At 63.7% G+C, this 24540-nt stretch carries 23 protein-coding genes; 6 read left to right on the top strand and 17 right to left on the bottom strand.

The window, feature by feature from the left end:
* Positions 1–47: 47 nt before the first annotated feature.
* The 5 genes from AC4PTT_RS11545 to AC4PTT_RS11525 form a co-directional block, all read right to left on the bottom strand.
* On the bottom strand, positions 48–1682 hold the full coding sequence (locus AC4PTT_RS11545; RefSeq protein WP_113155045.1) for an ABC transporter ATP-binding protein: 1635 nt from the start codon (positions 1680–1682) through the stop codon (positions 48–50).
* Positions 1679–2551, bottom strand: coding sequence for an ABC transporter permease (locus AC4PTT_RS11540; protein WP_113155046.1), 873 nt, complete (start codon positions 2549–2551; stop codon positions 1679–1681). The genes AC4PTT_RS11545 and AC4PTT_RS11540 overlap by 4 nt, the downstream gene beginning before the upstream one ends.
* Positions 2548–3495, bottom strand: a complete 948-nt coding sequence (locus AC4PTT_RS11535) for an ABC transporter permease (protein ID WP_113155047.1) — start codon at positions 3493–3495, stop codon at positions 2548–2550. Before AC4PTT_RS11535 ends, AC4PTT_RS11540 begins: the two co-directional genes overlap by 4 nt.
* Positions 3496–3577: 82 nt before the next feature.
* A complete protein-coding gene (locus tag AC4PTT_RS11530; protein ID WP_492161183.1) occupies positions 3578–5059 on the bottom strand; it encodes an ABC transporter substrate-binding protein in 1482 nt (493 codons plus the stop codon).
* 82 nt (positions 5060–5141) lie between these two features.
* Positions 5142–6425 carry an acetylornithine deacetylase/succinyl-diaminopimelate desuccinylase family protein gene (locus AC4PTT_RS11525; RefSeq protein WP_113155049.1) on the bottom strand — a complete coding sequence of 428 codons (1284 nt, stop codon included), beginning with the start codon at positions 6423–6425 and terminating at the stop codon, positions 5142–5144.
* Between the two features lie 189 nt (positions 6426–6614).
* On the opposite strand from AC4PTT_RS11525, the gene AC4PTT_RS11520 reads away from it, so the two are divergent.
* Positions 6615–7046 carry a L,D-transpeptidase gene (locus AC4PTT_RS11520; protein WP_113155050.1) on the top strand — a complete coding sequence of 144 codons (432 nt, stop codon included), beginning with the start codon at positions 6615–6617 and terminating at the stop codon, positions 7044–7046.
* A gap of 42 nt (positions 7047–7088) precedes the next feature.
* Here AC4PTT_RS11520 and AC4PTT_RS11515 read toward each other — a convergent pair whose 3' ends face one another.
* From AC4PTT_RS11515 to AC4PTT_RS11490, 6 genes are all read right to left on the bottom strand, one after another.
* On the bottom strand, positions 7089–8009 hold the full coding sequence (locus tag AC4PTT_RS11515; protein WP_113155051.1) for a lipid A biosynthesis lauroyl acyltransferase: 921 nt from the start codon (positions 8007–8009) through the stop codon (positions 7089–7091).
* A gap of 10 nt (positions 8010–8019) precedes the next feature.
* A complete protein-coding gene (locus AC4PTT_RS11510) occupies positions 8020–9048 on the bottom strand; it encodes a zinc-binding dehydrogenase (protein ID WP_475077793.1) in 1029 nt (342 codons plus the stop codon).
* Between the two features lie 203 nt (positions 9049–9251).
* Positions 9252–10472 carry a beta-ketoacyl-ACP synthase gene (locus AC4PTT_RS11505; protein WP_394374054.1) on the bottom strand — a complete coding sequence of 407 codons (1221 nt, stop codon included), beginning with the start codon at positions 10470–10472 and terminating at the stop codon, positions 9252–9254.
* Between the two features lie 113 nt (positions 10473–10585).
* The gene (locus AC4PTT_RS11500; RefSeq protein WP_492161182.1) at positions 10586–11773 is read right to left on the bottom strand and encodes a beta-ketoacyl-ACP synthase; all 1188 of its coding nucleotides are present in this window, start codon (positions 11771–11773) and stop codon (positions 10586–10588) included.
* 36 nt (positions 11774–11809) lie between these two features.
* On the bottom strand, positions 11810–12088 hold the full coding sequence (locus AC4PTT_RS11495; RefSeq protein ID WP_007009717.1) for an acyl carrier protein: 279 nt from the start codon (positions 12086–12088) through the stop codon (positions 11810–11812).
* A 106-nt stretch (positions 12089–12194) separates the two neighbouring features.
* Entirely contained in the window at positions 12195–12746 is a 552-nt protein-coding gene (locus AC4PTT_RS11490; protein ID WP_206547663.1) for a histidine phosphatase family protein, read from the bottom strand.
* Between the two features lie 216 nt (positions 12747–12962).
* On the opposite strand from AC4PTT_RS11490, the gene AC4PTT_RS11485 reads away from it, so the two are divergent.
* From AC4PTT_RS11485 to AC4PTT_RS11470, 4 genes are all read left to right on the top strand, one after another.
* Positions 12963–13904, top strand: a complete 942-nt coding sequence (locus AC4PTT_RS11485) for an AEC family transporter (RefSeq protein ID WP_492161181.1) — start codon at positions 12963–12965, stop codon at positions 13902–13904.
* Between the two features lie 68 nt (positions 13905–13972).
* Positions 13973–15430 carry an NAD-dependent succinate-semialdehyde dehydrogenase gene (locus AC4PTT_RS11480; protein WP_206545421.1) on the top strand — a complete coding sequence of 486 codons (1458 nt, stop codon included), beginning with the start codon at positions 13973–13975 and terminating at the stop codon, positions 15428–15430.
* Positions 15431–15602: 172 nt separating this feature from the next.
* Positions 15603–16058: a FixH family protein gene (locus AC4PTT_RS11475; protein WP_492161180.1), complete on the top strand. Its 456-nt coding sequence runs from the start codon at positions 15603–15605 to the stop codon at positions 16056–16058.
* Between the two features lie 8 nt (positions 16059–16066).
* Positions 16067–17302: a cytochrome-c peroxidase gene (locus tag AC4PTT_RS11470; protein ID WP_492162610.1), complete on the top strand. Its 1236-nt coding sequence runs from the start codon at positions 16067–16069 to the stop codon at positions 17300–17302.
* Here AC4PTT_RS11470 and AC4PTT_RS11465 read toward each other — a convergent pair.
* Complete coding sequence (locus AC4PTT_RS11465; RefSeq protein WP_113155057.1) at positions 17299–17751, bottom strand: Lrp/AsnC family transcriptional regulator; 453 nt, start codon at positions 17749–17751, stop codon at positions 17299–17301. The genes AC4PTT_RS11470 and AC4PTT_RS11465 overlap by 4 nt on opposite strands.
* Positions 17752–17913: 162 nt before the next feature.
* Here AC4PTT_RS11465 and putA point away from each other — a divergent pair, with 162 nt between their 5' ends.
* Positions 17914–21540: a bifunctional proline dehydrogenase/L-glutamate gamma-semialdehyde dehydrogenase PutA gene (gene putA, locus AC4PTT_RS11460; protein ID WP_492161179.1), complete on the top strand. Its 3627-nt coding sequence runs from the start codon at positions 17914–17916 to the stop codon at positions 21538–21540.
* A gap of 80 nt (positions 21541–21620) precedes the next feature.
* Here the strand turns inward: putA and AC4PTT_RS11455 are convergent, their stop codons facing one another.
* From AC4PTT_RS11455 to AC4PTT_RS11435, 5 genes are read right to left on the bottom strand one after another with little or no spacing between them, the layout of a single operon-like run.
* Complete coding sequence (locus AC4PTT_RS11455; RefSeq protein WP_492161178.1) at positions 21621–22544, bottom strand: cell envelope integrity TolA family protein; 924 nt, start codon at positions 22542–22544, stop codon at positions 21621–21623.
* 14 nt (positions 22545–22558) lie between these two features.
* The gene (locus AC4PTT_RS11450; RefSeq protein ID WP_317561203.1) at positions 22559–22969 is read right to left on the bottom strand and encodes an ExbD/TolR family protein; all 411 of its coding nucleotides are present in this window, start codon (positions 22967–22969) and stop codon (positions 22559–22561) included.
* A 5-nt stretch (positions 22970–22974) separates the two neighbouring features.
* A complete protein-coding gene (locus AC4PTT_RS11445) occupies positions 22975–23364 on the bottom strand; it encodes a biopolymer transporter ExbD (RefSeq protein WP_492161177.1) in 390 nt (129 codons plus the stop codon).
* Complete coding sequence (locus AC4PTT_RS11440; RefSeq protein ID WP_283800452.1) at positions 23354–24061, bottom strand: MotA/TolQ/ExbB proton channel family protein; 708 nt, start codon at positions 24059–24061, stop codon at positions 23354–23356. Before AC4PTT_RS11440 ends, AC4PTT_RS11445 begins: the two co-directional genes overlap by 11 nt.
* Positions 24062–24093: 32 nt before the next feature.
* Complete coding sequence (locus AC4PTT_RS11435; RefSeq protein WP_206993465.1) at positions 24094–24540, bottom strand: hypothetical protein; 447 nt, start codon at positions 24538–24540, stop codon at positions 24094–24096.

Here is a 24540-nt window from a genome sequence, read left to right as displayed (position 1 = left end):
GGGGCGGGCGCTTGCCCGACATCGTCGGTCTGGCGTTATGACCGGGCTCAGGCCTTCTCCCGGGCGAGCCGTGCCGCGATGGCGCGTTCCAGATCGGGCGCGGCGGCGACGAGCGCCTTTGCCGCTTCCGATTCCGGGTTTTCCAGAACGGCGGCGGTGGGGCCGCTTTCCACGATGCGCCCGTCATGCATGACCATGACTTCGTCTGTGATGGCGCGCGCCACCGTCAGATCATGGGTGATGAAAAGATAGGTGAGATCGAGCCGCTGGTTCAGATCGGCGAACAGGTCGAGGATCTGTGCGCGGATCGACACGTCGAGGGCGGAGACAGGCTCGTCGGCCACGATCAGCTTCGGACGGGTGATGATGGCGCGGGCGATGGATACGCGCTGGCGCTGGCCACCGGAAAACTCATGCGGGTATTTCTGCATGTCGCTGGCCTTGAGGCCGACGGATTCGAGCGCTTCGGCAACACGGTCGCGGCGTTCGGTGACGGACGGTTTCGTGTCCAGCAGATGCAGGGGCTCGGCCACCAGCCGCTCCACCTGATGGCGCGGATTGAACGAGCCATAGGGGTCCTGAAAGACCACCTGCATGTTGCGCCGGGCGTGGCGCAGTTCATGTTCGCTCTTGCCGCCAAGCGCTTCGCCGTCGAGGCGGATTTCGCCGGATGTGGGACGATCGAGCGCAAGGATCATGCGGGCAAGCGTCGACTTTCCGCAGCCTGAACGTCCCACCAGCGCAACCGCATGGCCGGGAACCAGCGAAAAACTGACATTGTCGACGGCGCGGAAGGGTTCCGGCTTGGAGAAAAGCCCCTTGCGGCGACCGGGATAGTCGCGCGTGACGCTGGAGACGCTGAGGAGGGGCGTCTGCTCCTCCTTCCCGGCCTCTTCCTGCGGGCGCGCGCGGGCCGGCACATGGGTGGAGGCCTCGGCGAGCTGGCGGGTGTAGGGGTGTTTCTGCTCGCGCAGAACGGTGGCCGTGGGGCCGCTTTCCATCACCACGCCATGGCGCATGACGGTCACACGGTCGGCCATGTCGGCGACGACGGCCAGATCGTGCGAGATGAGCATGAGGCCCATGCGGTTTTCTTCCACCAGGTCGCGCAGCAGATCGAGGATCTGCGCCTGAAGCACGACATCGAGCGCGGTGGTGGGCTCGTCGGCGATCAGGAGCTTGGGCTTGAGCGCGCAGGCGATGGCGATGACGACGCGCTGGCGCTGGCCGCCGGAAAGCTCGTGAGGAAAGCGCGAGAGCGGAAACTTGCTCTCGGGCAGACCGACACGGTCGAGAATGGCGCGGGCGCGCGCTTCGGCGTCCGGACGGTTGGCGCCGGTGTGCCAGCGAATGCCCTCGGCCACCTGTTCGCCGATGGTCTTGACCGGGTTGAGCGCGGTCATGGGCTCCTGAAAGACCATGCCGAGATCATCGCCGCGAAGGCGGCACATGGCCTCTTCGGGGGCGGCGAGAATGTCGATACCGTCAAAGGTGACGCGGCCTTGAGCGCGGGTGAGCTCCGGCAGGAGCTGCATCACGGTAAGGGCGCTCATGGATTTGCCGGAACCGGATTCGCCGACGACGCCGAGCACTTCGCCGGGAGCGATCTGAAGGTCGACATCCTTCAGAACCGGGTGGCCGGCGATGGAAAGGGACAGGTTTTCGATTTCAAGCAGGCTCATCGCTCGCGCCTCAGCCTTGGGTCGAGAAGGTCGCGCAGGCCGTCGCCGAGCAGGTTGAGACCGAGCACGGTGATGACGATGGCGAGGCCGGGGAAGATGGCCAGATGGGGGGCGATCATCATGCGGGTCTGCGCCTCGAACAGCATGCGCCCCCAGGAGGGCATGGGCGGCTGCGTGCCAAGCCCCAGATAGGACAGGCCCGCCTCGGCCAGAATGCCGAGCGCAAACTGGATGGTGCCCTGAACGAGGAGCAGCGCGACGATGTTGGGCAGGATGTGCTCGATGGTGATGAGCACCCTGTTCTTGCCGGCGGCGCGGGCTGCCAGAATGAACTCGCGCGGCCAGATGGAGAGCGCGCCGGCGCGCGCCACGCGGGCAAAGACCGGAACGTTGAAAATGCCGATGGCGATGATGGCGTTGATCGCGCCGGGGCCGAAAATGGCGGTGATCATGATGGCCGAGAGAAGGGCCGGGAAGGCGAAGACCAGATCGTTGAAGCGCATCAGGACTTCATCGACCACGCCGCCACGCGCGGCTGCCCAGCAGCCGAGCGGCACGCCGACGCCCATGCCGATGCCAACGGCGACAATGGCCACGGCGATGGAGTTGCGCGCGCCGATCATGATCATGGAAAGGATGTCGCGGCCAAGGTGGTCGGTGCCCAGCGGATGCGCCCATGACAGGCCCTGCATGCGGTCGGAGACCACCAGATGGGTAATGTCGTAGGGCGTCCAGACAAAGGACAGGAGCGCCATGCCGGTGATGATCAGCGTTATGAAAAGGCCGATCATGAAGGAACGGTTGGCGAGCGCCATTTGCAGGAAATGGTTCTGCGGCGGTGCGGGGGGCATGCTTGCGTCCTGGCTCATCGGCGTGTCCTCAGGCGCGGATCGACGATGGCGTAGCCGATATCGACGAGAATGTTGACGATGATCACCGTGGCGACGAGCAGCATCACCACGCCTTCAACGACGATGAGATCGCGCTGGGTGATGGCCTGGAAAACGAGACGGCCAAGACCCGGCAGGTAGAACACGTTCTCGATGATGATGGTGCCGGCGAGCAAAAAGGCGAATTGCAGGCCGAGAATGGTGAGCACCGGGATCAGCGCATTGCGCAGCGCGTGGTGCCACAGAACGATGCGGCGCGGCATGCCCTTGGCGCGGGCGGTGCGGATGTAATCCTCGCCGAGCACTTCGAGCATGGCCGAACGGGTGACGCGGGCAAGGATGGCCGCCTGCGGCAGCGCCAGCGCGATGGCCGGCAGGATGAGCGCCTTGAGACCGGCCCAGATGCCCGCATCCCAGCCGGGAAAGCCGCCGGCGGGCACAAGGCGGAGCCAGACGGCGAACAGGTAGATCAGGAGCAGCGCGAACCAGAAATTGGGGATGGCGACACCCACCTGCGCCGCCCCCATGGTGATGGTGTCGGCGGGCTTGCCGCGGCGCGCAGCGGCGAAAATGCCGACGGGCAGCGCGATGACGGTGGACAGGAATAACGAGATGAGAGCGAGCGGCAGGGAGACCATGACGCGCTCGCCGATGAGCTCCAGAACCGGCGAGGAATAGGTGTAGGACGTGCCGAAATCACCGACGGCGAGACCCGACACCCAGTCGAGATAGCGCAGGAAAACCGGCTGGTTGAGGCCCATCTGCTCGCGCAGGGCGGCGAGCGTGTCGGGCTCGGCGTTCATGCCGAGCATCAAGAGGGCCGGGTCGCCGGGAATGATTTCCAGGACGGAGAACACCACGGCGGACGCCACGAGCAGCGTGGCGAGGCCAATGGCAATGCGCTTGAGAAGATAGACGAGCATGAGTCCGGGGTCAGAACCTATCCATATGATCGCAGCCCGCCCGCCGCCCGCTCACGCGGACGGCAGGGCGGTTCATGAAGGTTCAGTCAGCCCACTTCACGTCGGTCAGGTCGTTTGCCTGAATGGGAGAGTTCTCCCACATGCCTTCGAGCTTGGCGTCCCAGACACCGATCTTGGGAAGCTGGAACAGGAAGCCGTTCACCGCATCTTCGGCGATGATCTTCTGCGCGGTCTTGTACAGCTCGACACGCCGTTCCGGATCGGCGGTGGCTTCGAGCGTGTTCATGACCTCCTTGAAGGCCGGGTTGTTGTAATCGAAGTAATAGTCGTCACGGGCGTAAATGTTGATGTCGTTCGGCTCCGTGTGGGAGATGATGGTCAGGTCGTAGTCCTTGTTCTTGAAGACCTGTTCCAGCCACTGGGCCCACTCGACGGGGATGATTTCCAGATCAATGCCGACCTGGCGAAGCTGCGAAGCGACGATCTGGCCGCCATCGCGCGCATAGGCCGGCGGCGGCAGTTTCAGCGTTGCCTTGAAGCCATCCGGGTAGCCCGCTTCGGCAAGCAGTTCCTTCGCCTTTGCCGGATCGTAGGCGTAGGTTTCGGTCAGATCGACATAGGCCTCGTTGGCCGGCGAGAAATGCGAACCGATGGGGGTGCCATAGCCGGAGCCATTGCCGGCGATGATGTCTTCGCGGTTGAGGGCGTGGGCGATGGCCTGACGCACGCGAATGTCGTTGAAGGGCTCTTTGCCGTTGTTGGTCGACAGGATGGTCTCGCCCTCGGTGGCGCCGATGGCGACGACGAAACGCGGATCGCTCTCGATCTGGATGAGCGCATCGCCGGCGGGCATCTGCGGGAATGCCTGCACATCGCCCGATAAGAGGGCGGGAATGGCGGCTGCGGCATCAGGAACGACGCGGAACTCGGCTTTCTCCAGCGCGACGGGCTCGCCCCAGTAATCCGGGTTTTTGACGAGGGTGATGGAAGAGCCCTTGGCCCAGTTGCCGAACTTGAACGGGCCGGTGCCGACCGGCTTCTCCTTGTTCCCTTCAGCCGTTTCGGGCGCGACCATGACGGCGTCGCCCCAGCCCAGATTGTAGAGGAATGAGCCCTGCGGGGATTTCAGCGTGACCTTGACGGTGGCCGGGTCCACCACCTCGACCGTGTCGATGGCGGCGAAAAGCTGCTTCTGCGCATTGGTCGAATCGTCGGCGCGTGCGCGGTCGAGCGTGAACTTGACGTCCTCGGCGTCGAACGCGGTGCCGTCATGGAAGGTGACGCCCGAACGCAGGTTGAACGCGTAGACCTTGCCGTCGTCGGAAACGGTCCAGCTTTCGGCCAGTGCGGGAAGCACTTCGCCATTGCGGCCGATACGGGTCAGACCCTGAAAGAGATTGGCGTAGAGGATTTCGTCAATGGCGGCAGCAGCGCTGGTGGTCGGGTCGAGATGCGGCGGTTCAAGAACCACGCCGATGACGAGGTCGGTGCGTGCTGCAAATGCAGCGGTGCCCGCTGCCAATAACAGCGCGGCTCCGCCAATGATGGACTTGATAGTTTTCATGTGTCTCTCCCGCAGGGCCGTGTCATTTTTATGGATTGAAGCGCGATTCAGGGCACGTGTAAATCGCGTGTTTTGGAAGGGGTTATTTCGGCGGTGTGACACCGCGCAAAAGCACATCAAGGCTCATGGCCATGACGGTGGCCGACTGCACCATGTCCTCGATGCCGACCCACTCGTCCGGCTGGTGCGCCAGATCGAGAATGCCGGGGCCATAGGCAACGCAGTCATGCAGATGGCCGATGCGCGAAATGTGCTTCTGGTCATAGGTGCCGGGCGAAATGACATATTCCGGCTCCTTGCCGAACACTTCGCGGATGCCGGCGGCGATGGCGCTGGGTACGGGCGCGTCTTCCTCGGTCATCAGCGGCAGCACTTCCATCAGGTCGCGCATGGAATAGTCGAATTTCGGCCGTTCCTGCTTCAGGCGTTCGAGGATCGAGACGACCTCGCCCTTCACCTCGGAAATGTCCTCCTCGATGAGGAAGCGGCGGTCGAGCACCATGCGGCACGAATCGGCGACATTGGGTGAGGGCAGGCCGGGGAAGAAATCCTCCGTCTGGCCGCCATGGACCGAATTGATGTTGAGGGTCGAACGGCGCGCGCCCTCCGGCACGACGGGCATGCGGGTCTGCTTGGCGTCGAGGGCGGGGAAAAGCTCCTCCTCGAAGGCGTGAAGCAGGGCGCCCATGTGGCGGATGGCCGAATCGCCGAGGAACGGCATCGCCCCATGGGCGATTGCGCCGTGGGTTTCGATCTCCGCCCACCAGACGCCGCGATGGCCGAGGCAGATGCGGTCCTTGTTGAGCGGCTCGGGAATGATCACGTGATCGACGCGGGGCTTGGAGAAGAAGCCTTCGCGGGCCAGATAGGCGACGCCGCCAAAACCGCCGGACTCTTCGTCAGCCGTGCCGGAAATCTCGATGGCGCCGGGGAAATCCGGATAGATTTCCAGAAAGGCTTCTGCGGCGATGATGGAAGCGGCAAGGCCGCCCTTCATGTCGCATGCGCCGCGACCGAACACCTTGCCGTCGCGAACCACGCCCGCATAGGGATCAAGCGTCCAGCCTTCGCCGGCTTCCACCACGTCGATATGGGAATTGAAATGCACGGTCGCACCGGGGCTGCGGCCCTCGCGGCGGGCGACCACATTGGTGCGCGGATAACGGTCGGAATCACCCGGCGCGCCGACGCCCCGGATGAACTGTGTGGCAAATCCCTTCGCCTTGAGACGGCGTGCGATGTACTCGCAGCAGGGCGTATAGGCGTCTCCCGGCGGGTTGACCGTCGGGAAGCGGATCAGATCGATGGTGAGGGCGACGAGTTCTTCCGTCCTGCGTCGTACGGCTAAGGCAAGCTGTTCATTCATGCGAGCAATAGAGCGATACGAAAGCGGCTTGGCAAGATGCTTCGCACGCGATTGTGAAGCCCCGGAACTTGCACGTTACGCGGGCGTGTAGTTCAATTTTAATCGGGAAGTTTGGGGTTTCGTTATGTTTTGAAGCTAAGCTTCTCAAGACTACGGGTAGAAACTTCACACATGCAGCGGGGGGCGCTCATGAAACGATTTTTCTTTGCTGTAGCCATTGCAGGCATGATTCTTTCTGGCGGCGTGGACCAAAGCTTCGCTGCAAGCCTGGTGGCTAAGGTCAGTGTATCCAAGCAGACCATGACGGTGATGCATCGCGGACGTGTCCTGCATCGCTGGCGTGTTTCCACGGCGCGGCGCGGTTATGTGACCCCGCGCGGGCAGTGGAGGCCAAAGCGCATGCACAAGATGTGGCATTCGCGCAAATACAACATGTCGCCCATGCCCTATTCGATCTTCTATTATGGCGGTTATGCCATCCACGGCACGAATGCCGTCTCCAGGCTGGGAAGTCCGGCCTCGCATGGCTGTGTGCGGTTGCACACAACAAATGCGAAGCGGCTCTACGCGCTGGTGAAGAAGATCGGGCCGGGGAACACGCGAATCGTCGTGACCGACTGACGGGGATGACGGGGCTGACGGGGAAGCGCAGGCGCGCTTCCGCTACATCTGCCAGCGTTTGTGGAACCACATCCACTGGCCGGGATCTTCGCGCACCCAGCGTTCGACCACGTCGTTGAGCATCTGGGCGCTGGCCTCGATGTCGATGACGCCGTCGGCATTGCGGGGCAGGGCGACCTTGTCTTCCACGATCAGGCGGTAGCGGCCGCCGGGCAGACGCTTGCAGCGCGCCGGGTAGACATCGCACTCATACTGCCGCGCAAGCTTTGCGAGCAGCGGATTGGTGCGGCATTCACGGCCGAAGAAGCGGGTCTTCACCCCCTTGCGGAATTTCTGATCGACCAGAACGCCGATATTGCCGCCATCGTCGAGAACGCGGGCAAGCTGGAGGGCTGCACCGGCCTGAGAGGGCACGAGCCCGCCCATGGCGCTGCGCCGGGTCTCGAGAATGTAGTCGGCGACAAACGGGTTGTTTGGCGGACGAAAGAGCGAGGTGGTGGTCAGATCGAAGCGGGCTGCGGCAATGGGCAGGAACTCGAAATTGCCCATATGGCCGGTGAAGAAGATGTGCGGGACACCCTTTTCCTCGCGCAGCCGCTTGAAGATCTCCACGCCTTCCACCTCGACGCGGCCGGGCGTCTCGGCTTCCGGGTCGAAATCGAACAGCTTGTCGAGAAACACGTATTCGACGGCGAGCCGCGCCATGTTGCCCCACATGTCGCGGGCAATGGTTTCGATCTCGGCGTCGCTCTTTTCGGGATAGGCCTGACGCAGATTGTCGACGGCGAGGCGATGCCGTCCGACCTTCGGGCCGAATGTGCGCGCGACCCGGTCTGCCAGATTGAGCGCCTTTTCAGGCGGCAGGCGGCGCAGCAGCGCCAGAACGCCGATCACCAGTTTGGCGGTCAGCCAGTATTCCAGCGTCTTCAGACGCCTGCCGAGAAGGAAAAGAAAGCGCTTCATGCTGGATGGATCAGTCGACGCGCAGGATGATCTTGCCGAACACGTCGCGGCCTTCCATGCGGGCAAGCGCCTTGTCGATGTCGTCGAAGTTCACCTCGGTGTCGATGACCGGCGAAGCCAGCCCGCGCGCCATCTTCTGCATGGCGTCGGCCATGTTTTCCATGCGGCAGCCGAAGGAACCGAAGATCTTGAGCTGCTGCTGGAAGAGCTGCATCAGGTTCATGTTGGTGGAGACGCCGGAGGTGGAGCCGCAGGTGACGAGACGGCCGCCGCGCTTCATGCACAGAAGCGAGCCTGCCCAGGTGTCTGCGCCCACATGCTCGAACACCACGTCGACGCCGCGCTTCTTCGTGATCTTGCGCACCACGCCCTCGAAACGGTCTTCGCGGTAGTTGATGACGTGATCCGCGCCGAGTGCGCGGGCTTTCTCCATCTTGTCGTCGGAGCCGACCGTGGTGATGACGGTGCAGCCCATGCTTTTGGCAAGCTGGATGGCGGCGGTGCCGATGCCGGAGCCGCCGGCCTGGACGAGGATCGTCTCGCCGGGCTCAAGCTTCGCATTGTCGAACAGCATGTGCTCGACCGTGCCGAAGGTGACGGGTGCGACGGCTGCGCCGATCTCGTCGACGCCGGGCGGCGCGGGGACGAGGAGGCGGGCCGGCAGGTTGATCTTTTCCTGCGCAAAACCATCGAGATGGAAGCCATGAACGCCGGAGACGTGCTCACACAGATTGTCACGGCCTTCGCGGCAGGGGCGGCAGAGGCCGCAGGTGCGCGCGCCGTAGATGGAGACGAGCTGGCCGGGGAGCAGGTTGCTCACGCCGGGGCCGACCGTCTCGACCACGCCGGAGGCTTCCGCACCGACCACGAGCGGCATCTTGCGCTTGGCGAACGCCATGCCGCGCCAGCCCCAGACATCGATGTGGTTGAGCGCGACGGCGCGGATCTTCAGCGTCACTTCTCCCTGTCCGGGAGCGGGGGGCGGCGCAAGATCGACGGTTTCAAGCTTGCGGTCGGCGACGAGTTGAAGTGCGCGCATCATGTCTTCCGATGTTCAGGCTGGTGGTCTGTTTCCGGCATTTGCGTTCGATCCGTTTCGGGGATGAGCGCCAGGACTGGAACAGTGAAGGCCACCGGCAAGTTTGCGTTTCCGGCGGAACGATCAAATTTGGCGTTCGTGGAGCGCGACACACCGCGCAGGCACCGAACGCCAAACGCATTCCACCGGTCTGAACCGGTCGATTAGACCGGTTCCCTGGCCATGACAAGGCAGGTGTTCTGTCCGCCGAAGCCGAACGAGTTGGAAAGCACGGTCGAAACCTGCGCCTCGCGCTTCACGTTCGGCACGACGTCGAGCTCGATGGCCGGGTCGGGCGTGTCGTAATTGATGGTCGGCGGAATGACGCCTTCGCGCATGGTCATGAGCGAAAAGACGGCTTCCACGGCGCCGGCGGCCGAGAGGGTGTGGCCGATCATCGACTTGTTGGACGAGATGGGCAGCGTCTTCATGCGCTCGCCGAAAACGGTCGACAGAGACATGTGCTCCATCTTGTCGTTTTCCTGCGTCGAGGTGCCGTGCGCATTGATGTATTCGATGTCTTCGGTCGACATGCCGGCGTCAGCGAGCGCGGCGCGGACGGCGCCAATGGCCGGCGAACCGTCCGGCTTGGACCGGGTGCGGTGGAAATCGTCGGCCTTTTCGCCGCAGCCGCTCATGATGCCGAGGATCTCGGCGCCACGGGCAAGGGCGCTTTCGAGCGATTCCAGAACCAGTGCGCCTGCGCCCTCGGCCAGAACGAAGCCGCTGCGGTCCTTGGAGAAGGGGCGCGATGCCTTTTCGGGATCGTCGTTCTGGGTGGTGAGCGCGGAAAGGAGCGAGAAGCGGATAAGCGCTTCGGCTGTCGCCGAACCGTCTGCGCCAATGGCGAGCGCGCGGTCGCATTCGCCGCGACGGATCGCTTCCGTGCCGAGCTGAATGGCGGTCGCGCCCGAGGCGCAGGCCGTCGACAGGGTGATGGGCAGGCCGCGCGTGCCGTAACGTTCCGCAAGGCGGTCGGCGATGGTGCCGAACTGGCTTTCCTCGAAGAGTTCGGTGGCGTGCGCCTCGCGGGCGGCTTCGATCAGCGAGGTGTTGCCATTGTGCTCGCGGGCCTTGGCGTAGAGCGCCAGGCGGTGATGCCAGTCAAGCTCCACCGGGGGCGCTGCAAGGAACAGGGGGCCGCCGAAATCGGACGCGGGAAGGCCCGACTGCCCGATGGCTTCCGCCGCAACCAGATCGGCAAGCTCATGGGTGTGAACGCTTGCGCCACGGGTGCTGGATGACAGGAAGTCGACCATGCCGGAAATGGTGGTGGCGAGATGGTCGATGGGAAAGCGCGTGATGGGATGGATGCCGGAACGGCCATTGATCAGCGCATCCCAGTTTTCCGCACGTCCCTGGCCGAGAGAGGTGACAACGCCCATGCCGGTGACGGCGATAACGGGTCTTCCAAAGCTGTCGGTCGTTTTCACGTGATCGCTTTCTCTAAATCTTCCGGCTCATAAACTTACGGGCCCGGGCCTTCCCGACTGTCGGGTCAGGCTTTGGTGATGAGCCCCATGCCCTCATAGCAGTGATAACCGACGGCCGTAGCCAGAACGGCGTCGAGGCTGCCATCGAATGCGGCTTCGCGCTGATCGTCAAATGCAGGGTAGGCCTGTCCATGGTGAACGGCGAGCGCTGCAAGCGCCACGGCGAAGGGGAACTGCGCCTCCTTCATGTGGCCGGTGAGCGAGGAGAAGCCGCGCAGCACCATGTTCTCGCGGCTGCCAAAGGCTTCCAGCTCGGCAGCGGTTGCCTCATGCGCGCCCGATGCGCCCGAGAGCGCCATGAGCGGTGCGCCGGGCAGCTCGAGCCGGTCGATCATTTCGGAAACGCCTGCGGCAAGCGGCTCCGCCTTGCGGCGGCTGCGGCGGGAAACGACGGGGCCGATGGCGGCATAGGCCTTGCGGCCGCGCTTTTCGGCATGCTCGCGCGATTCCAGAACCAGGAAGGCCGCGCCGGAGCCGGTGACCAAGCCGCCGCCTTCGCCATTGGCGCGCTGCCAGACCGGCGCCCAGTCACCACGGTGCAGAAAGCCGCCGAGCTCGTAGGCGAGCAGCATGTCGGAATGCTCGGTCTGGAAGGACGCGCCCACCAGAATGTGCGAGGACTGGCCGGAGCGGATGCGGGCCGCAGCCGTCTCGATGGCCGAAACGCCAGCGCCTTCCTCGCCCATGAAGGTGCGGGACGAGCCGGTCACCTTGTGGACGATGGAAATATTGCCGGCGGCCAGATTGGAAAGCTGCGCCAGGAACAGGGTCGGGCGCAGCTCGGTCGTGAGCTTTTCGTTGAGAAGCAGATCATGATCGCTGCGCTCGAGCGATGCGGCGAGAATGCCCTCATCCACGGTCTCGTCGCGCTCGCCGCCACCAGCGGCCACAACCATATCCATGGAGGCGCAGAGCGCCTCGTCACCCTTCATGTCGGCGTCATCGAGCGCAAGACCGGCTGCATAGGTGCCCAGGCGCTGCCAGGTCTCCATCTGCCGCTGATCGCCGCGGCGCGGGATCTGCTGGCCCCAGTCGATCTCGGGAAGGGGGTGGATGGTGTAGGGCGCGAAGCGCTCCTTATCGAGCACGGGAGCCGGCGTGCCGGCTGTCAGTGCCTGCCAGTGGGCGTCCGCGCCCTCGCCAAGCGAGGAAACGATGCCCATACCGGTGATAACTACGTCGCGCGGGCTCATGCCTGCCTCTTCAACGATGCGGTGTCGGAAATGCGATCAGCCGGCCTTGGCGGCCACGAGGTCGTCGATCTTGGCGCACAGGTTCTTCATGACGAAATACTCTTCCGTCGAAACCTTGCCGTCATTGACTTCCTGGGTCCACTTCTCGAGCGGAACCTTGATGCCGAATTCCTTGTCGATTGCGAACACGATGTCGAGGAAGTCCAGGCTGTCGATGCCAAGGTCGTCGATCGTGTGGCTCTCGGGGGTGATTTTCTCGCGGTCGATCTCGCTGGTCTCAGCGATGATGTCAGCAACCTTGTCGAATGTCGTCACTTGGGGCCCTCAGGTCTGGGGAGATTCTTTTACAATTGGATGATCGGGGGTCTCTAATCGGTTTTTCGCGGCAGGAAAAGGGCTAAGGCTCCGGGCGATGCCGGTATCAGTTGAATTTGATCCTTGCCGAAGCATGCAGATTGTCGCCTCCGCGTGACAAAATAATGGCCTCGCCCTCACGCGCCTGACCACCGATCAGCGCCTGTATGATCTCAAGATGGGTGATCATGATCAGGTTTCCGGATCCGGTGTATTCGTTGATTCGCTTCAGAATTTCAGCTTTCTGCTGTTCGAGCGCGGCATCGTCGGCCGGCAGGTCCAGAGCCTCGAAGATTTCGACCGGGCCTGCGCCGAAGGCCTGCGTGGCGGTGTCGCGGGCGCGGCAGTAGCGGCTGGTCAGCACCTTTTCGACCGGCGCGGCGCGTGCCTCGATCAGTGCGCCGATGCGGCGTGCCTGCAGGCGACCGCGCTCCGAGAGGTTGCGCTGCGTGCCACAGTTCTCGATGTCGAAATTGGCCGGATCGCCATTGCCCGGTGCGATGGCATGCCGCATCAACACCACCTGACCGCCATTGCGCAAAAGCGCCCAGCCGGCTTCCGTCGCCTGTGCTGGCAATACGCCGAGAAGAAGGGCGATGACGGCGAGCAATCGAAACATGTGGCAATCCTCAAAATATACTTTTTCTGAAGCATATAGGCATGTGGGGGCAGCTTGAAAGGTGCCTTGCCGTCGCTGCCCCGCCATGAGCCCCGGCGCATGGGGGCTGGGCGGCCGGGAGGCACGGAAGCGGGGAGGCACGCCTGCTGGGCCAGTTTCGCGCGCTGCTTGTCCAGTGGCTTTCCTTCCACCTGGGTTTGCGTCTAAAGAGGCTGCATGTCGCCACTTGTCGAAACTGTTGCCTTCGTCTTCGGTCTCGTCGCTTTCGGCTATATCTCCGGGTGGACCGGTTTGCTGAAGACGGAGACCGGCGAAGCGTTGAGTGAGTTTGCCGTTACCATTGCGGTTCCGCTTTTGTTGTTTCGCACCATGGCGGGGGCGGAGTTTGGCTCCAGCATCCCCTGGGCGCTCTGGTTCACCTATTTCAGCGCCGTCGGCGTTGCCTGGGTCGCAGGGCACTTCACCATCATGCGGTTTTTCGGCCGCGATGCGCGTGTCGGCGTGGTGGCGGGCCTGTCCACCAGTTTCTCCAACCTTGTTCTGCTTGGCATTCCCTTCATGCTCGGTGTTTACGGGCAAGAGGGGTTCGAGGTGCTGTCGCTGATCGTGTCGATCCACCTGCCGGTGATGCTGGGGGCATCGATCCTTCTGTTCTCGCTGGTCGGGCGAAAGGGAACGGGCGCAATCGGTATTGCCCGCGAGTTCCTGACGAAGCTTTTCTCAAGCCCGCTGATCCTGGGCATCGTCGCGGGGCTTCTGTGGCGCTTCTCGGGGCTTGAAATGCCCGCGCTTGGTACGCGTTTCGTGGATGCGCTGGCCAATGTGGCGGGGCCGGTGGCGCTGTTTGCCATGGGGCTTGGCCTGAACCGGTTTGGCATTACGGGCGATGTGCGTCCGGCCATCGTGATCGCGACGCTGAAACTTTTCCTCATGCCCGCCGTTGCCCTCGGTGTGGCGCTGGCGGTCGGACTGCCGGCCTTCAGCGCGCAGGTTGCGGTGGTGGCGGCAGCGCTCCCCTCCGGGGTGAACCCTTATCTGATCGCCTCGCGGTTCGGCACCGGACAGGCTCTGGCGTCGAACGCGATGACCATCGGTACGCTCTTTGCCGTATTTACGACGGCATTCTGGCTGTCAGTGGTCCACTGGACCTATCAATAGGGCCAGACAGCCCCTAGTCGCTGACGTCTGGACCATTAGGTTGCTGCGCAAAACAAAAGGAGAAGCAAATGCTTCAGAAAACAAATCATTTCCTGCGTCAGGCGAACTTCATCGACGGAGCCTGGGTCAACGCGGATTCGGGGCAGACCGTCGATGTCTTCAATCCGGCCAATGGCGAAAAGATCGGCACCGTGCCGCGTTCGGGCGGTGCAGAAACGCGCCGCGCCATCGAGGCTGCCGAAACGGCCTTCCATTCGTGGAAGAAGACCTCGGCGGCGCACCGCGCAACGCTGCTGCGCAGGCTGCATGACGCGATCATGGACAATCAGGACGCGCTGGCCGAACTGCTGACCATGGAGCAGGGCAAATCGTTTGCCGAGGCAAAGGGCGAGGTCGGCAGCTCGGCGGCCTATATCCTCTGGTATGCGGAAGAGGGCCGCCGGGTTTACGGCGATGTGGTGCCGTCGCCCTGGGCAGACCGCCGCATTCTCGTGACCAAGGAGCCGGTGGGCGTCATTGGCGCGATCACGCCGTGGAACTTCCCGTCCTCCATGCTGGCGCGCAAGCTCGGTCCGGCGCTGGCGACGGGCTGCACCGCCGTGGCGAAGCCTGCTTCGCAGACCCCTTATTCGGGCCTTGCCTGGGGTGTTCTGTGTGAAGAAGCCGGTTTCCCGAAGGGCGTGGTGAACATCGTCACCGGTTCGGCTTCCGAGATTGGCGACGAGCTGTGCGAAAACCCGCTGGTGCGCAAGATCACCTTCACCGGCTCCACCGAGATCGGCAAGCTTCTGATCCAGAAGACGGCCGGCACGGTGAAGAAGGTTTCGATGGAACTCGGCGGCAATGCACCGTTCATCGTGTTCGACGATGCGGATCTGGACCGCGCGGTCGAGGGGGCGATTGCCGCCAAATATCGCAATTCGGGCCAGACCTGCGTTTGCACCAACCGCTTCTTCGTACAGGCCGGCATCTACGACAAATTCGTCGAGAAACTTTCGGCTGCTGCCGACAGGCTGAAGGTCGGCTCGGGCCTTGAGGAAGGCACGCAGCAGGGACCGCTGATCGACGAGAAGGCTGTCGAGAAGGTCGAGGAACTGATCGCCGACGCCACCGGCAAGGGCGGCAAGGTGACGGCCGGCGGCGCGCGCCACGCGCTGGGCGGCTCGTTCTTCCAGCCGACCGTCATTTCCAACGCCAGCTCCGACATGCGTTTCATGCAGGAAGAGATTTTTGGCCCGGTGGCCCCGGTCTTCCGTTTCGAGACGGAGGAAGAGGCGATCAAGCTTGCCAATGACACGGTGTTCGGTCTGGCCTGCTACTTCTACACGGGCGATCTGGGCCGCGCCTTCCGCGTGATGGAAGGGCTGAAATACGGTCTGGTGGGCGTCAATGAAGGCATCATCACCACGGTGGAAGCGCCGTTTGGCGGCCTGAAAGAGTCCGGCATGGGCAAGGAAGGCGGCCATCAGGGCATCGAGGACTATCTCGACACCAAATATGTGTGCATCGGCGGCCTCGGCCTCTGAGCCACAATCGGCTGAAATTGAAAACCGGCGTCATCGACGCCGGTTTTTCTTTGCCCGTTTTTCGCGCCCGTTTTTCGTGTGGGCGCATGGATGCGACAACCCGGTGGTGGAACTGCGGTCAGGGCGCGGGTTATGTAGTGGCCTGGCAATGCTGGTGAATCGGAGGGACGACATGGCGGCGCAACGCGCGAACGGAAAACAGCGCCTCATTCTTGCAGGTGTTGGACTGCTGGTGGTTTCTGTCGCCATCTATGCGGCATTCCGGCTGTTTGCCCCGCCGCCGCCCGAAATGGACACTGCCTACAACACCGTGAGCCGTGATGGTCTCTATCAGGTGATGTTCGAGCCGGAGACGCAGCCGGTTCCGCTCAATGAGACCCATGACTGGGTGGTGGTGATCACCACGCCGGAGGGGGCTGCGGTCGAGAATGCGCAGATTTCCATCGATGGCGGCATGCCGGATCACGGTCATGGCCTGCCGACCGAGCCCGAGGCCAGCGAGAATCCGGGCGAGGGGCGCTACCGCGTGGAGGGCATGCGCTTCAATATGGGCGGGCACTGGGAAATCCGCATCGGGATAGACGCCGAACCCGGCCTCGACGAGGCGGTGTTCAATCTGGATCTCTGACGATGGGGATGGCGCGAGGCCTTTTCGTGTCGTTTGTCCTTGGCGGGCTTGTCGCGTTTGCCGGTTGCGATTCCTCCGAACTGAGCGAGGATGAAAAGGCAAAGATCGCGTCGCTTTCCATTGACGCGCTGGGGCCGTTGCCGCCGTCACCCGGCAACCGGTTTGCCGATCATCCGCGTGCAGCGGCTTTCGGGCAGCTTCTGTTCTTCGAGGAGGGCCTGAGCGGCGAGGGGAATGTCTCCTGCGCCACCTGCCACATGCCCGATCTGCAGTTTCAGGATGGTCTGCCGCGCGGTGTCGCGGTGGGCGAAAGCGACCGGCGCACCATGCCGCTGGCGGGCACGGGGTGGAATGTCTGGCAGTTCTGGGACGGGCGGCGCGACAGCCTCTGGTCACAGGCGCTGACGCCGCTGGAAGACCAGCGCGAGCATGCCGGCAACCGGACCGCCTTCGCACACTACATCGCGGCGACATATCCGGACGGCTATGCAGAGGTTTTTGGCGCGCTGCCGGAACTCGACGGGCTGCCGGCCAATGCCAGCCCGCTTGGCAATGAGGCCGAGCGCGCGGCCTGGGCCGCGATGGGCGAGGACGAGCGTGATGCGGTGAACCGGGTGTTCGCCAATCTGGGCAAGGCAATCGGCGCGTTCGAACGCACGCTGCACCCGCCCGAAACCCGCTTTGACCGGTTTGCGCGCGCCGTGGCGGCGGGCGAAGTGGCAAAGGGTGACGCCGCCTTCAGCGATGTGGAGCAGGAGGGGCTGAGGCTGTTCATCGGCAAGGCGAACTGCCTCGAATGCCACAATGGCCCGCGTTTCACCGACGATCATTTCCACAATACCGGCGTTCCGCCCGTCGCAGGGCTGCCGGACGATCTGGGCCGCGCCAAAGGCATGGCGGATGTTCTGGCCGATCCGTTCAATTGTCTTGGACCCTACAGCGACGCCGCCCCGGAGGCCTGCGAGGCGCTGCGCTTCATGCAGCGCGATGCGGCGGTGATGGAACGGGCCTACAAGACGCCGTCGCTGCGCGGGGCGGCCAGCAGACCGCCCTATATGCATGCGGGCCAGATCGACACGCTCGACGGGGTGATCGATCATTACAGCACTGCGCCGGAGGCTGTTTCCGGGGAAAGCGAGATTCGCGGCGTGGTGTTCACCGACCGTGGACGGCGGGCGCTGATCGCCTTTCTGAAGACGCTGGATGTGGAGCCGCTTAGCGGTCCCCCTGGGCGGTCCCCCTAACGGTCCTTGACCGTCTCCATCGTCACGAAGGTGGATGTGCGCGCCACATGGGGCAGGGCGGAAATGCGCTCGCCCAGAATCTTGCGGTAGCTGGAAATGTCGCGCGTGCGCACCTTGAGCAGATAGTCGAAACCGGCTGCCGTCATGTGGCACTGCTCGATTTCGGGAACCGCGAGAACGGCCTTGTTGAAGGCGGCAAGCGCCGATGAGCGGGTGTCTTCCAGCTCCACCTGAACAAAGGCGATGTGACCCTCGCCGATGCGCGCCCGGTCGATGATGGCCGAGTAGCCACGGATGTAACCATCCTTCTCAAGCCGGCGTAAGCGCGCCTGAACCGGGGTCTTGGAGAGCCCGACCCGGCGGGCCAGTTCGGCGATGGACAGGCGGCCATCCTTGGTCAGCGCGTCCAGTATGTTGCGGTCGATGCGGTCCACACGTTCTGTTGACATGGGAATTCCGTCCCTATGGGTGTTCTTGCTGCGATCAACATAGTCCATTTGGGCTGTCGACGGCAACTAATCAGCCCGATTGGCTGTTTTTGTTATGCTATGATCGCCCGAATGGCGGCGATGGGAGCGCCGCGAAGACCTTTCCAGCCATCTGAGGATGTTATGCAGAACAAAGCGCCCGCAAACTTGCGAGAGGACATCAGAGCCCATTATCTGGCCGATGAGGCCGAGGCTCTGCGCAGGCTGATCGAGCTTTCCGGACTGTCGCGGGAGGACCGCCAGCAGATTTCGAAGCGCGCGGCCGATCTCGTGCGCAATGTCCGCGCATCGAGCGACATGGACCTGATGGAGGCTTTCCTCTCCGAATACGGTCTTTCCACCGAGGAAGGCGTTGCGCTGATGTGTCTGGCCGAGGCGCTGTTGCGCGTGCCGGATGCGGAGACGATGGACGATCTGATCCGCGACAAGATCGCGCCGCATGACTGGTCGGCGCATTCGGGCGAATCCGCCTCGATCTTCGTGAACGCGTCCACCTGGGCGCTGATGCTGACCGGCCGGGTGCTGGACGATGAAGGGCAGGGCGTGGAAGCCACGCTGCGCGGGCTGGTGCGCCGCATGGGCGAACCGGTGATCCGCCGCGCCGTATCGCGCGCCATGCGTGAGATGGGCGAGCAGTTCGTTCTGGGCCGCACCATCGACGAGGCGCTGAAGCGCGGCAAGTCGATGGAAGAGAAGGGCTACACCTACTCGTTCGACATGCTTGGCGAAGCGGCCCGCACCGAGGCCGACGCACTGCGCTACCTCAAGGCCTATGGCGACGCCATCGCATCGCTGAAGCGTTTTTCCAACCGTGACGACATTCGCGCCAATCCGGGCATTTCGGTCAAGCTTTCCGCGCTTCACCCGCGCTATGAGGCGACGCAGAAGGAACATATGCTGCCGGTCATGGTGGAGCGGCTGAAGAGCCTTGCACTCGCCGCCCGTGACGCCCGCATGGGGCTGAACATCGATGCCGAAGAGGCAGACCGCCTCGACCTCTCGCTGGATGTGATCGAAGCCGTTCTGTCCGATCCGGATCTGGCCGGCTGGGACGGGTTCGGCGTGGTTGTCCAGGCATTCGGGCAGCGCGCGCCCTTTGTCATCGACTGGCTGAACGACCTTGCAACACGGCTTGACCGCCGCATCATGGTGCGGCTGGTGAAGGGCGCTTACTGGGACACGGAAATCAAGCGCGCGCAGGTGCTCGGGCTTGACGGTTTCCCGGTTTTCACCCGCAAGTCGAACACGGATGTGAGCTACATCGCCTGTGCGCGCAAGCTGCTGGGCATGACGGACCGCATCTATCCGCAGTTCGCCACCCACAATGCGCACACGGCGGCGGCGATCCTCGCCATGGCCACGGACAAGAGCGCGTTCGAGTTTCAGCGCCTGCACGGCATGGGCGAAGCGCTGCACGAGGCCGTGCGCAAGAGCGAGGGCACGCGGTGCCGCATCTATGCGCCGGTCGGCGCGCATCAGGATCTGCTGGCCTATCTGGTCCGCCGCCTTCTGGAAAATGGTGCGAACTCCTCCTTCGTTCATCAGATCGTCGATACCGATGTGAGCGCGGAAGAGATTGCAGCCGATCCGTTTGCCGCAGTCGAGGCGGAAGCCGAGGCGACGAATACGGCAATTCGCCGTCCTTCGGAGATCTTTGGCGCAGGACGCCGGAATGCGAAGGGCTGGGACGTGACCGATCCGGTCACCATGGCCGAACTCGACGCGGGCCGTGCGCCCTTTGCCGCGCCGTACCGGTGGGACGCCGCGTCCATCACCCGCGCCATTACCCGAGCCAGGGGCAAGGGCGAAACGCGCGATGTCATCAATCCGGCGAAGCTCGGCGAGATCGTCGGCTCGGTGCAGGATGCGACCAGCGAACAGGCTGCGGCGGCGGTGGAGATCGGCCTGAAGGCGCAGCCGGCCTGGGCCAAAACGCCGGTGGCCGAGCGCGGCGCGATCCTGCGCCGGGTTGCCGACCTCTATGAAGAGCATGCCGCCGAGTTCTTCGCGCTTGCCAACCGGGAGGCCGGAAAATCGCTTGCCGATGGCGTTGCCGAGGTGCGCGAAGCGGTCGACTTCCTGCGCTATTATGCGCGTGAAGCGGCCCATGTGGAGAAGGACACGGATGCGCGCGGCGTCATCGTGTGTATTTCGCCCTGGAACTTCCCGCTTGCCATTTTCACGGGCCAGGTCGCAGCCGCGCTGGTGACAGGCAATGCCGTTGTGGCCAAACCCGCAGAGCAGACATCGCTGATTGCGGCGCGCGCCGTGGCGATGATGCACGAAGCCGGTGTGCCGGCGGATGCGCTGCAGCTTCTGATCGGCGATGGCCCGACCGTGGGCGGGCCGCTGACGGCTGATCCTCGCATTGCAGGTGTGTGCTTCACCGGCTCGACGGAAGTGGCGCGTCTGATCGAGCGCCAGCTTTCTGCCAATGCCGGACCGGAGGCGATGCTGATCGCCGAAACCGGCGGTCTCAACGCCATGATCGTCGATTCCACCGCGCTGCCGGAGCAGGCGGTGCGCGACATCGTGGCCTCCGCATTCCAGAGTGCGGGACAGCGCTGCTCGGCGCTGCGCATGCTCTATGTCCAGAAGGATGTGGAGGACCGGGTTCTGGAAATGCTCAAGGGCGCGATGCAGGCGCTCAGCATTGGCGATCCGTGGGACGTGTCGACGGATGTGGGGCCGGTGATCGATGACGAAGCGCTTCAGACCATTGGCGGCTATGCGCAGCAGATGACCAGCAAGGGCCGGCTGATCGCCGCGCTGGATGTGCCGGCTGGCGGGCGTTACGTGGCGCCGGCGGCATTCAAGGTGTCGGGCATCGGCGAAATGGAGCGCGAGATCTTCGGGCCGATCCTGCATGTGGCAACCTTCGACGCAGAAGACATCGACAAGGTGATTTCCGACGTCAACGCAAAGGGTTATGGCCTGACCTTCGGGCTTCACACACGCATCGATGCGCGTGCGCAGCATGTGGTGGACCGGGTTCATGCGGGCAATATCTATGTGAACCGCAACCAGATCGGCGCGGTTGTCGGCTCCCAGCCATTTGGTGGTGAAGGGCTTTCGGGCACCGGTCCCAAGGCTGGCGGTCCTCACTATCTGCGCCGTTTCCGCCGTGGTTCGGAAGGCGCGGGTGCTGCGCCTGAGGGGGCCGTTCTCTCTTCCGGCACGCTGGACAGGTTGATGCCGGCGGTGGACGGCAAGTGGGCTGCGCGTGCGGACCGTCTGCCGGCGCTGCGCAAGATACTGCGCGGGCAGGCGCAGGCGGCCATGGCGGCTGCCGCAGCGCTCGATCAGGGCCCGGTGGATCTGCCCGGACCGACCGGTGAGGCCAACTCGCTGATGCTGACGCCGCGCGGACGCGCGCTCTGCCTCGGCGCGGATGAAGACACGCTGATGGCGCAGGTCGTGCAGGCGCTGGCCACGGGCAATGCGGTTCTGGCCGTTCACCCCGAGGCGCGTCGCATCCTGAAGCCGCTGCTTGGTCAGGGGCTGCCGGTTGAAGCCGCAGACGGTGTGGCAGCGCCCGAAGCGCTGGGCGCGCTGAGGCTCGACCTGGTGGCGGCCAGCGGTGATGCTGCATGGCTGAAGAGCCTGCGCGGCGCGCTTGCCGGCCGGGACGGGGCCATCGTGCCGCTGGTGATCGAGCCGATCTATCCGGCAGCCTATGCCCATGAACGCGCCATCTGCGTCGATACGACGGCGGCGGGCGGCAATGCGAGCCTTCTGGCTTCGGTCTAGCGGGAACACAGTTCAGGCGATTGTGCCTGATGCAGAATGAAAAACGGGCGGAGAGAAATCTCCGCCCGTTTTTCGTTCTGTTAGCGCCGGAAGGCGAGAGGCACCGTGAAGCCCCAGCTTGAACGGCCTGCGCCATCCGGAATTCTGGGGAAGGGGGCGGCGCGGCGCACGGTGTCGACAGCCGCCTGATCAAGTATATCCGAGCCGGAGCTGCGAACGATGCGTATGGCGCTGACCGATCCATTGCGCGCAATGGTGAAGCGGACATGAGCTTCGCCCTTCAGGCGCTGGCGCTTGGCTGCGCTGGGATAGCGCTGCGCTCTACGAAGCTTGGTCCTCACCTTTCCGGGATAGTTGGAAACCTGCGCATTGCCGCTTTGGGTGGCGCGGGCGGTCTTGCGGCCCTCGGTCGCCTTCCGGGCGTTCTCGCGGCCGGATGCGGTGCCGCGGCGTGCATCCTGCTGGTCTTTTTCTCTTGAGCCGGCCTGACGCTTCTTCGGCGGTGCGGCTTTCGCCACCTTCTGCCTGCGTTCAACCTTGGGTTTGGGAGGCGGTGTATAGGCGGGGCGGGGTGTGGGAACCGGCACCTCGGCGAGGGCTGCTACGACCTGCGCGTTTTCGACCGGTTCGACAATTTCTTCAGCGGTCTCGGCCTCTGGGGCCTGCTCGACGGGCTCCTCTGCCTCCACCGGCTGCACCGGAGATTCTTCGCTTACGCTTTCCACGGTGGCGGCGCTTGTCGCCTCAACCGCAGTCTCGGTCACGATTTCGGCCACGGTTTCCGGCTGAACCGTTTCGGTTGCCGTTTCCGTTAAGGGCTCGGCCTCGTCAACGGCGTCGCCCGCGGACACCATGTCGGCAAAGGCATTGCCGGCTAGGGCGATCTCTGTCACGCCGCCACCGGCAATCTCGATATCGGGGGTACGCTCCATCACATAGACGGCGGCGCCGGCATGCACTGCCAACGAGACCGCGAGTGCTGCAGCCCATTTCCATGCCCGCATCTTCGCCCGCATCTTCATTGCGGCACACGTTCGGTGATGATGCTGATCCGGCTTGCGCCGGCGGCTTTCAGCGCGCCGACAATGTCGACCAGCTTGGCAGCCGGCAGTTCGCGATCGGCGGCGACCTTGATTTCAAGCTCGCGGGCGGCTGTTTCGCCGAGCGTGTCGACACGCTCCAGCATGAAGCTCTGCGCATCCGTGGCGGTTCCACGCAGGCGCATTTCGCCCTCACTGGTGACGAAAAGGGCGTCCGGTGGCTGAGACTGATCCGCCTCGATGGTGGAAATCAGGCTGACATCATTGTCGAGCGGCGGGGTGAGGGTGCCGGCGACAAGAAAGAAGATCAGCATCAGGAAGACGATGTTGATCAGGGCAATCGTGCTTTCCCGCTGACGTGTCTGTGTGGGACGGGCAAGGCGCAGCATGGGGATTACCTCGCGACGGAAAGATTAAGTTGCGTGTTGCGGCGGATGCGCTCGACGGCGCTGACGAGGTCCTGTGACGTTAATTCGCCCCGAACGAGCAGAACGGCGGTCTCTGCGCCGGCTACCTGCAGGCGCGCAAGCTCGAGGATGGCGGCATCCTCGGCCAGTGTCTGGCCATTGATGCGCCAGCCGGCCGGATCGTCCACGCGGATCAGCACGTCCGGCAGCTTGCCGCCGGCGGAGGCCGAAGCCGGTCCGCCCGAAATCTCGACCTTGGCGAAGCGCGTGAAGGTGGAGGTCAGCATGAAGAACAGAAGGAGCAGGAAGATCACATCGATCAGCGATGTTAGCGAAAGCGGCTTTCGCTTCCTGACCCTGATTGCGTCAATGCGCATGGCCTTCACCCGTCACGAGCCTCGGCGTGCTGGCGCTGACCGGCGTGGCTCCGGCTTCCGCTGCCTCGATTGAAGCGTGCGAAAGCACGGTGGCGGTCATGGTTTCGATGGCGACGCGCTCGTTTTCGATGCGGGTTTCAAACCAGGTGAGCACCAGCGAGACCGGCATGGCGACGGCAAGGCCGCAGGCCGTTGTCAGAAGGGCCACCCAGATGCCGCCTGCAAGCAGGGACGGATCGACCGAATTGCCCGCTTCCTGAAGCTTCTGGAACGCCTCGATCATGCCGAGAACGGTGCCGAACAGGCCAAGAAGCGGGGCAACCTGGGCAATGGCGTCCAGCGCGCGGAAGCCGCGTTGCAGATCATGCAGGCGGCCAAGCGCCAGACGGCTCACCTCATCCTCAATGGCGCTCTTGTCGGCTTTGGCCGCTGCGAGCCGCATGGTGGTGGAGAGCGTTTCCTCCAGCGGCGAACGGGCATTGGCGAGCATGGCCCGCGCCTCGCCCTGATTGTGGTGGAACCAGGCGTGAAGCGCCCGGTTGGACCGTCCATGCCGCCCCACGCGCTCGCGCTGGAACTGAAGGAATTTCAGAAGGATCATCGCCAGGGCGAAGACCGAGAGCACGAGCAGGATGGCAACGACAGGGCCGCCCAGCTTGAGAAAGGAGCCGATGGAGTTGATGACGCCGTCGAACATGTTTGGCATTCCCGTGGTGTCGCAGTTTCTGGTTATTTGCCGAAGGTGACGGAGCTGCGGCTCGTCGCGTTCAGTCTGGCGATGCAGTCGCCCGCCTGAACGCCGTCACCCTCACAGGCGTCGGCATCGTTGATCAGGACGCGACCGATGGCGTCGCAATCGGTGTCGGCCAGATCGAAGCGGCTGACTTTTGTCTTCTGGTCCGGAAGATCCTTGAATTCGAGCTTCATGAGCCGTTCGACAAGGCCCTGCCTGTTGAAAAGCGCAATCTCGTAGACGGTCCTTGTGACGTCGCTGCCAAGGCTGTTCTTCACCACGAAGGTTATCCGGCACCCTTTGTCGCTCTTCTCAAGCGCATTGAGTTCGAGGTCGATCATGCCTTGAGGAGCGTTTTCGGCCAGGGCCGGACTGCCGCCTGCCGCCGCCAGCACGAGGCTGGCGGCGAGGAAACGGGCGGAGACGGATAATCGTGATGGCAT

This window comes from Nitratireductor sp. WH36-1, from assembly GCF_058725515.1.
This window is presented reverse-complemented; position numbering and strand designations above follow the sequence as displayed.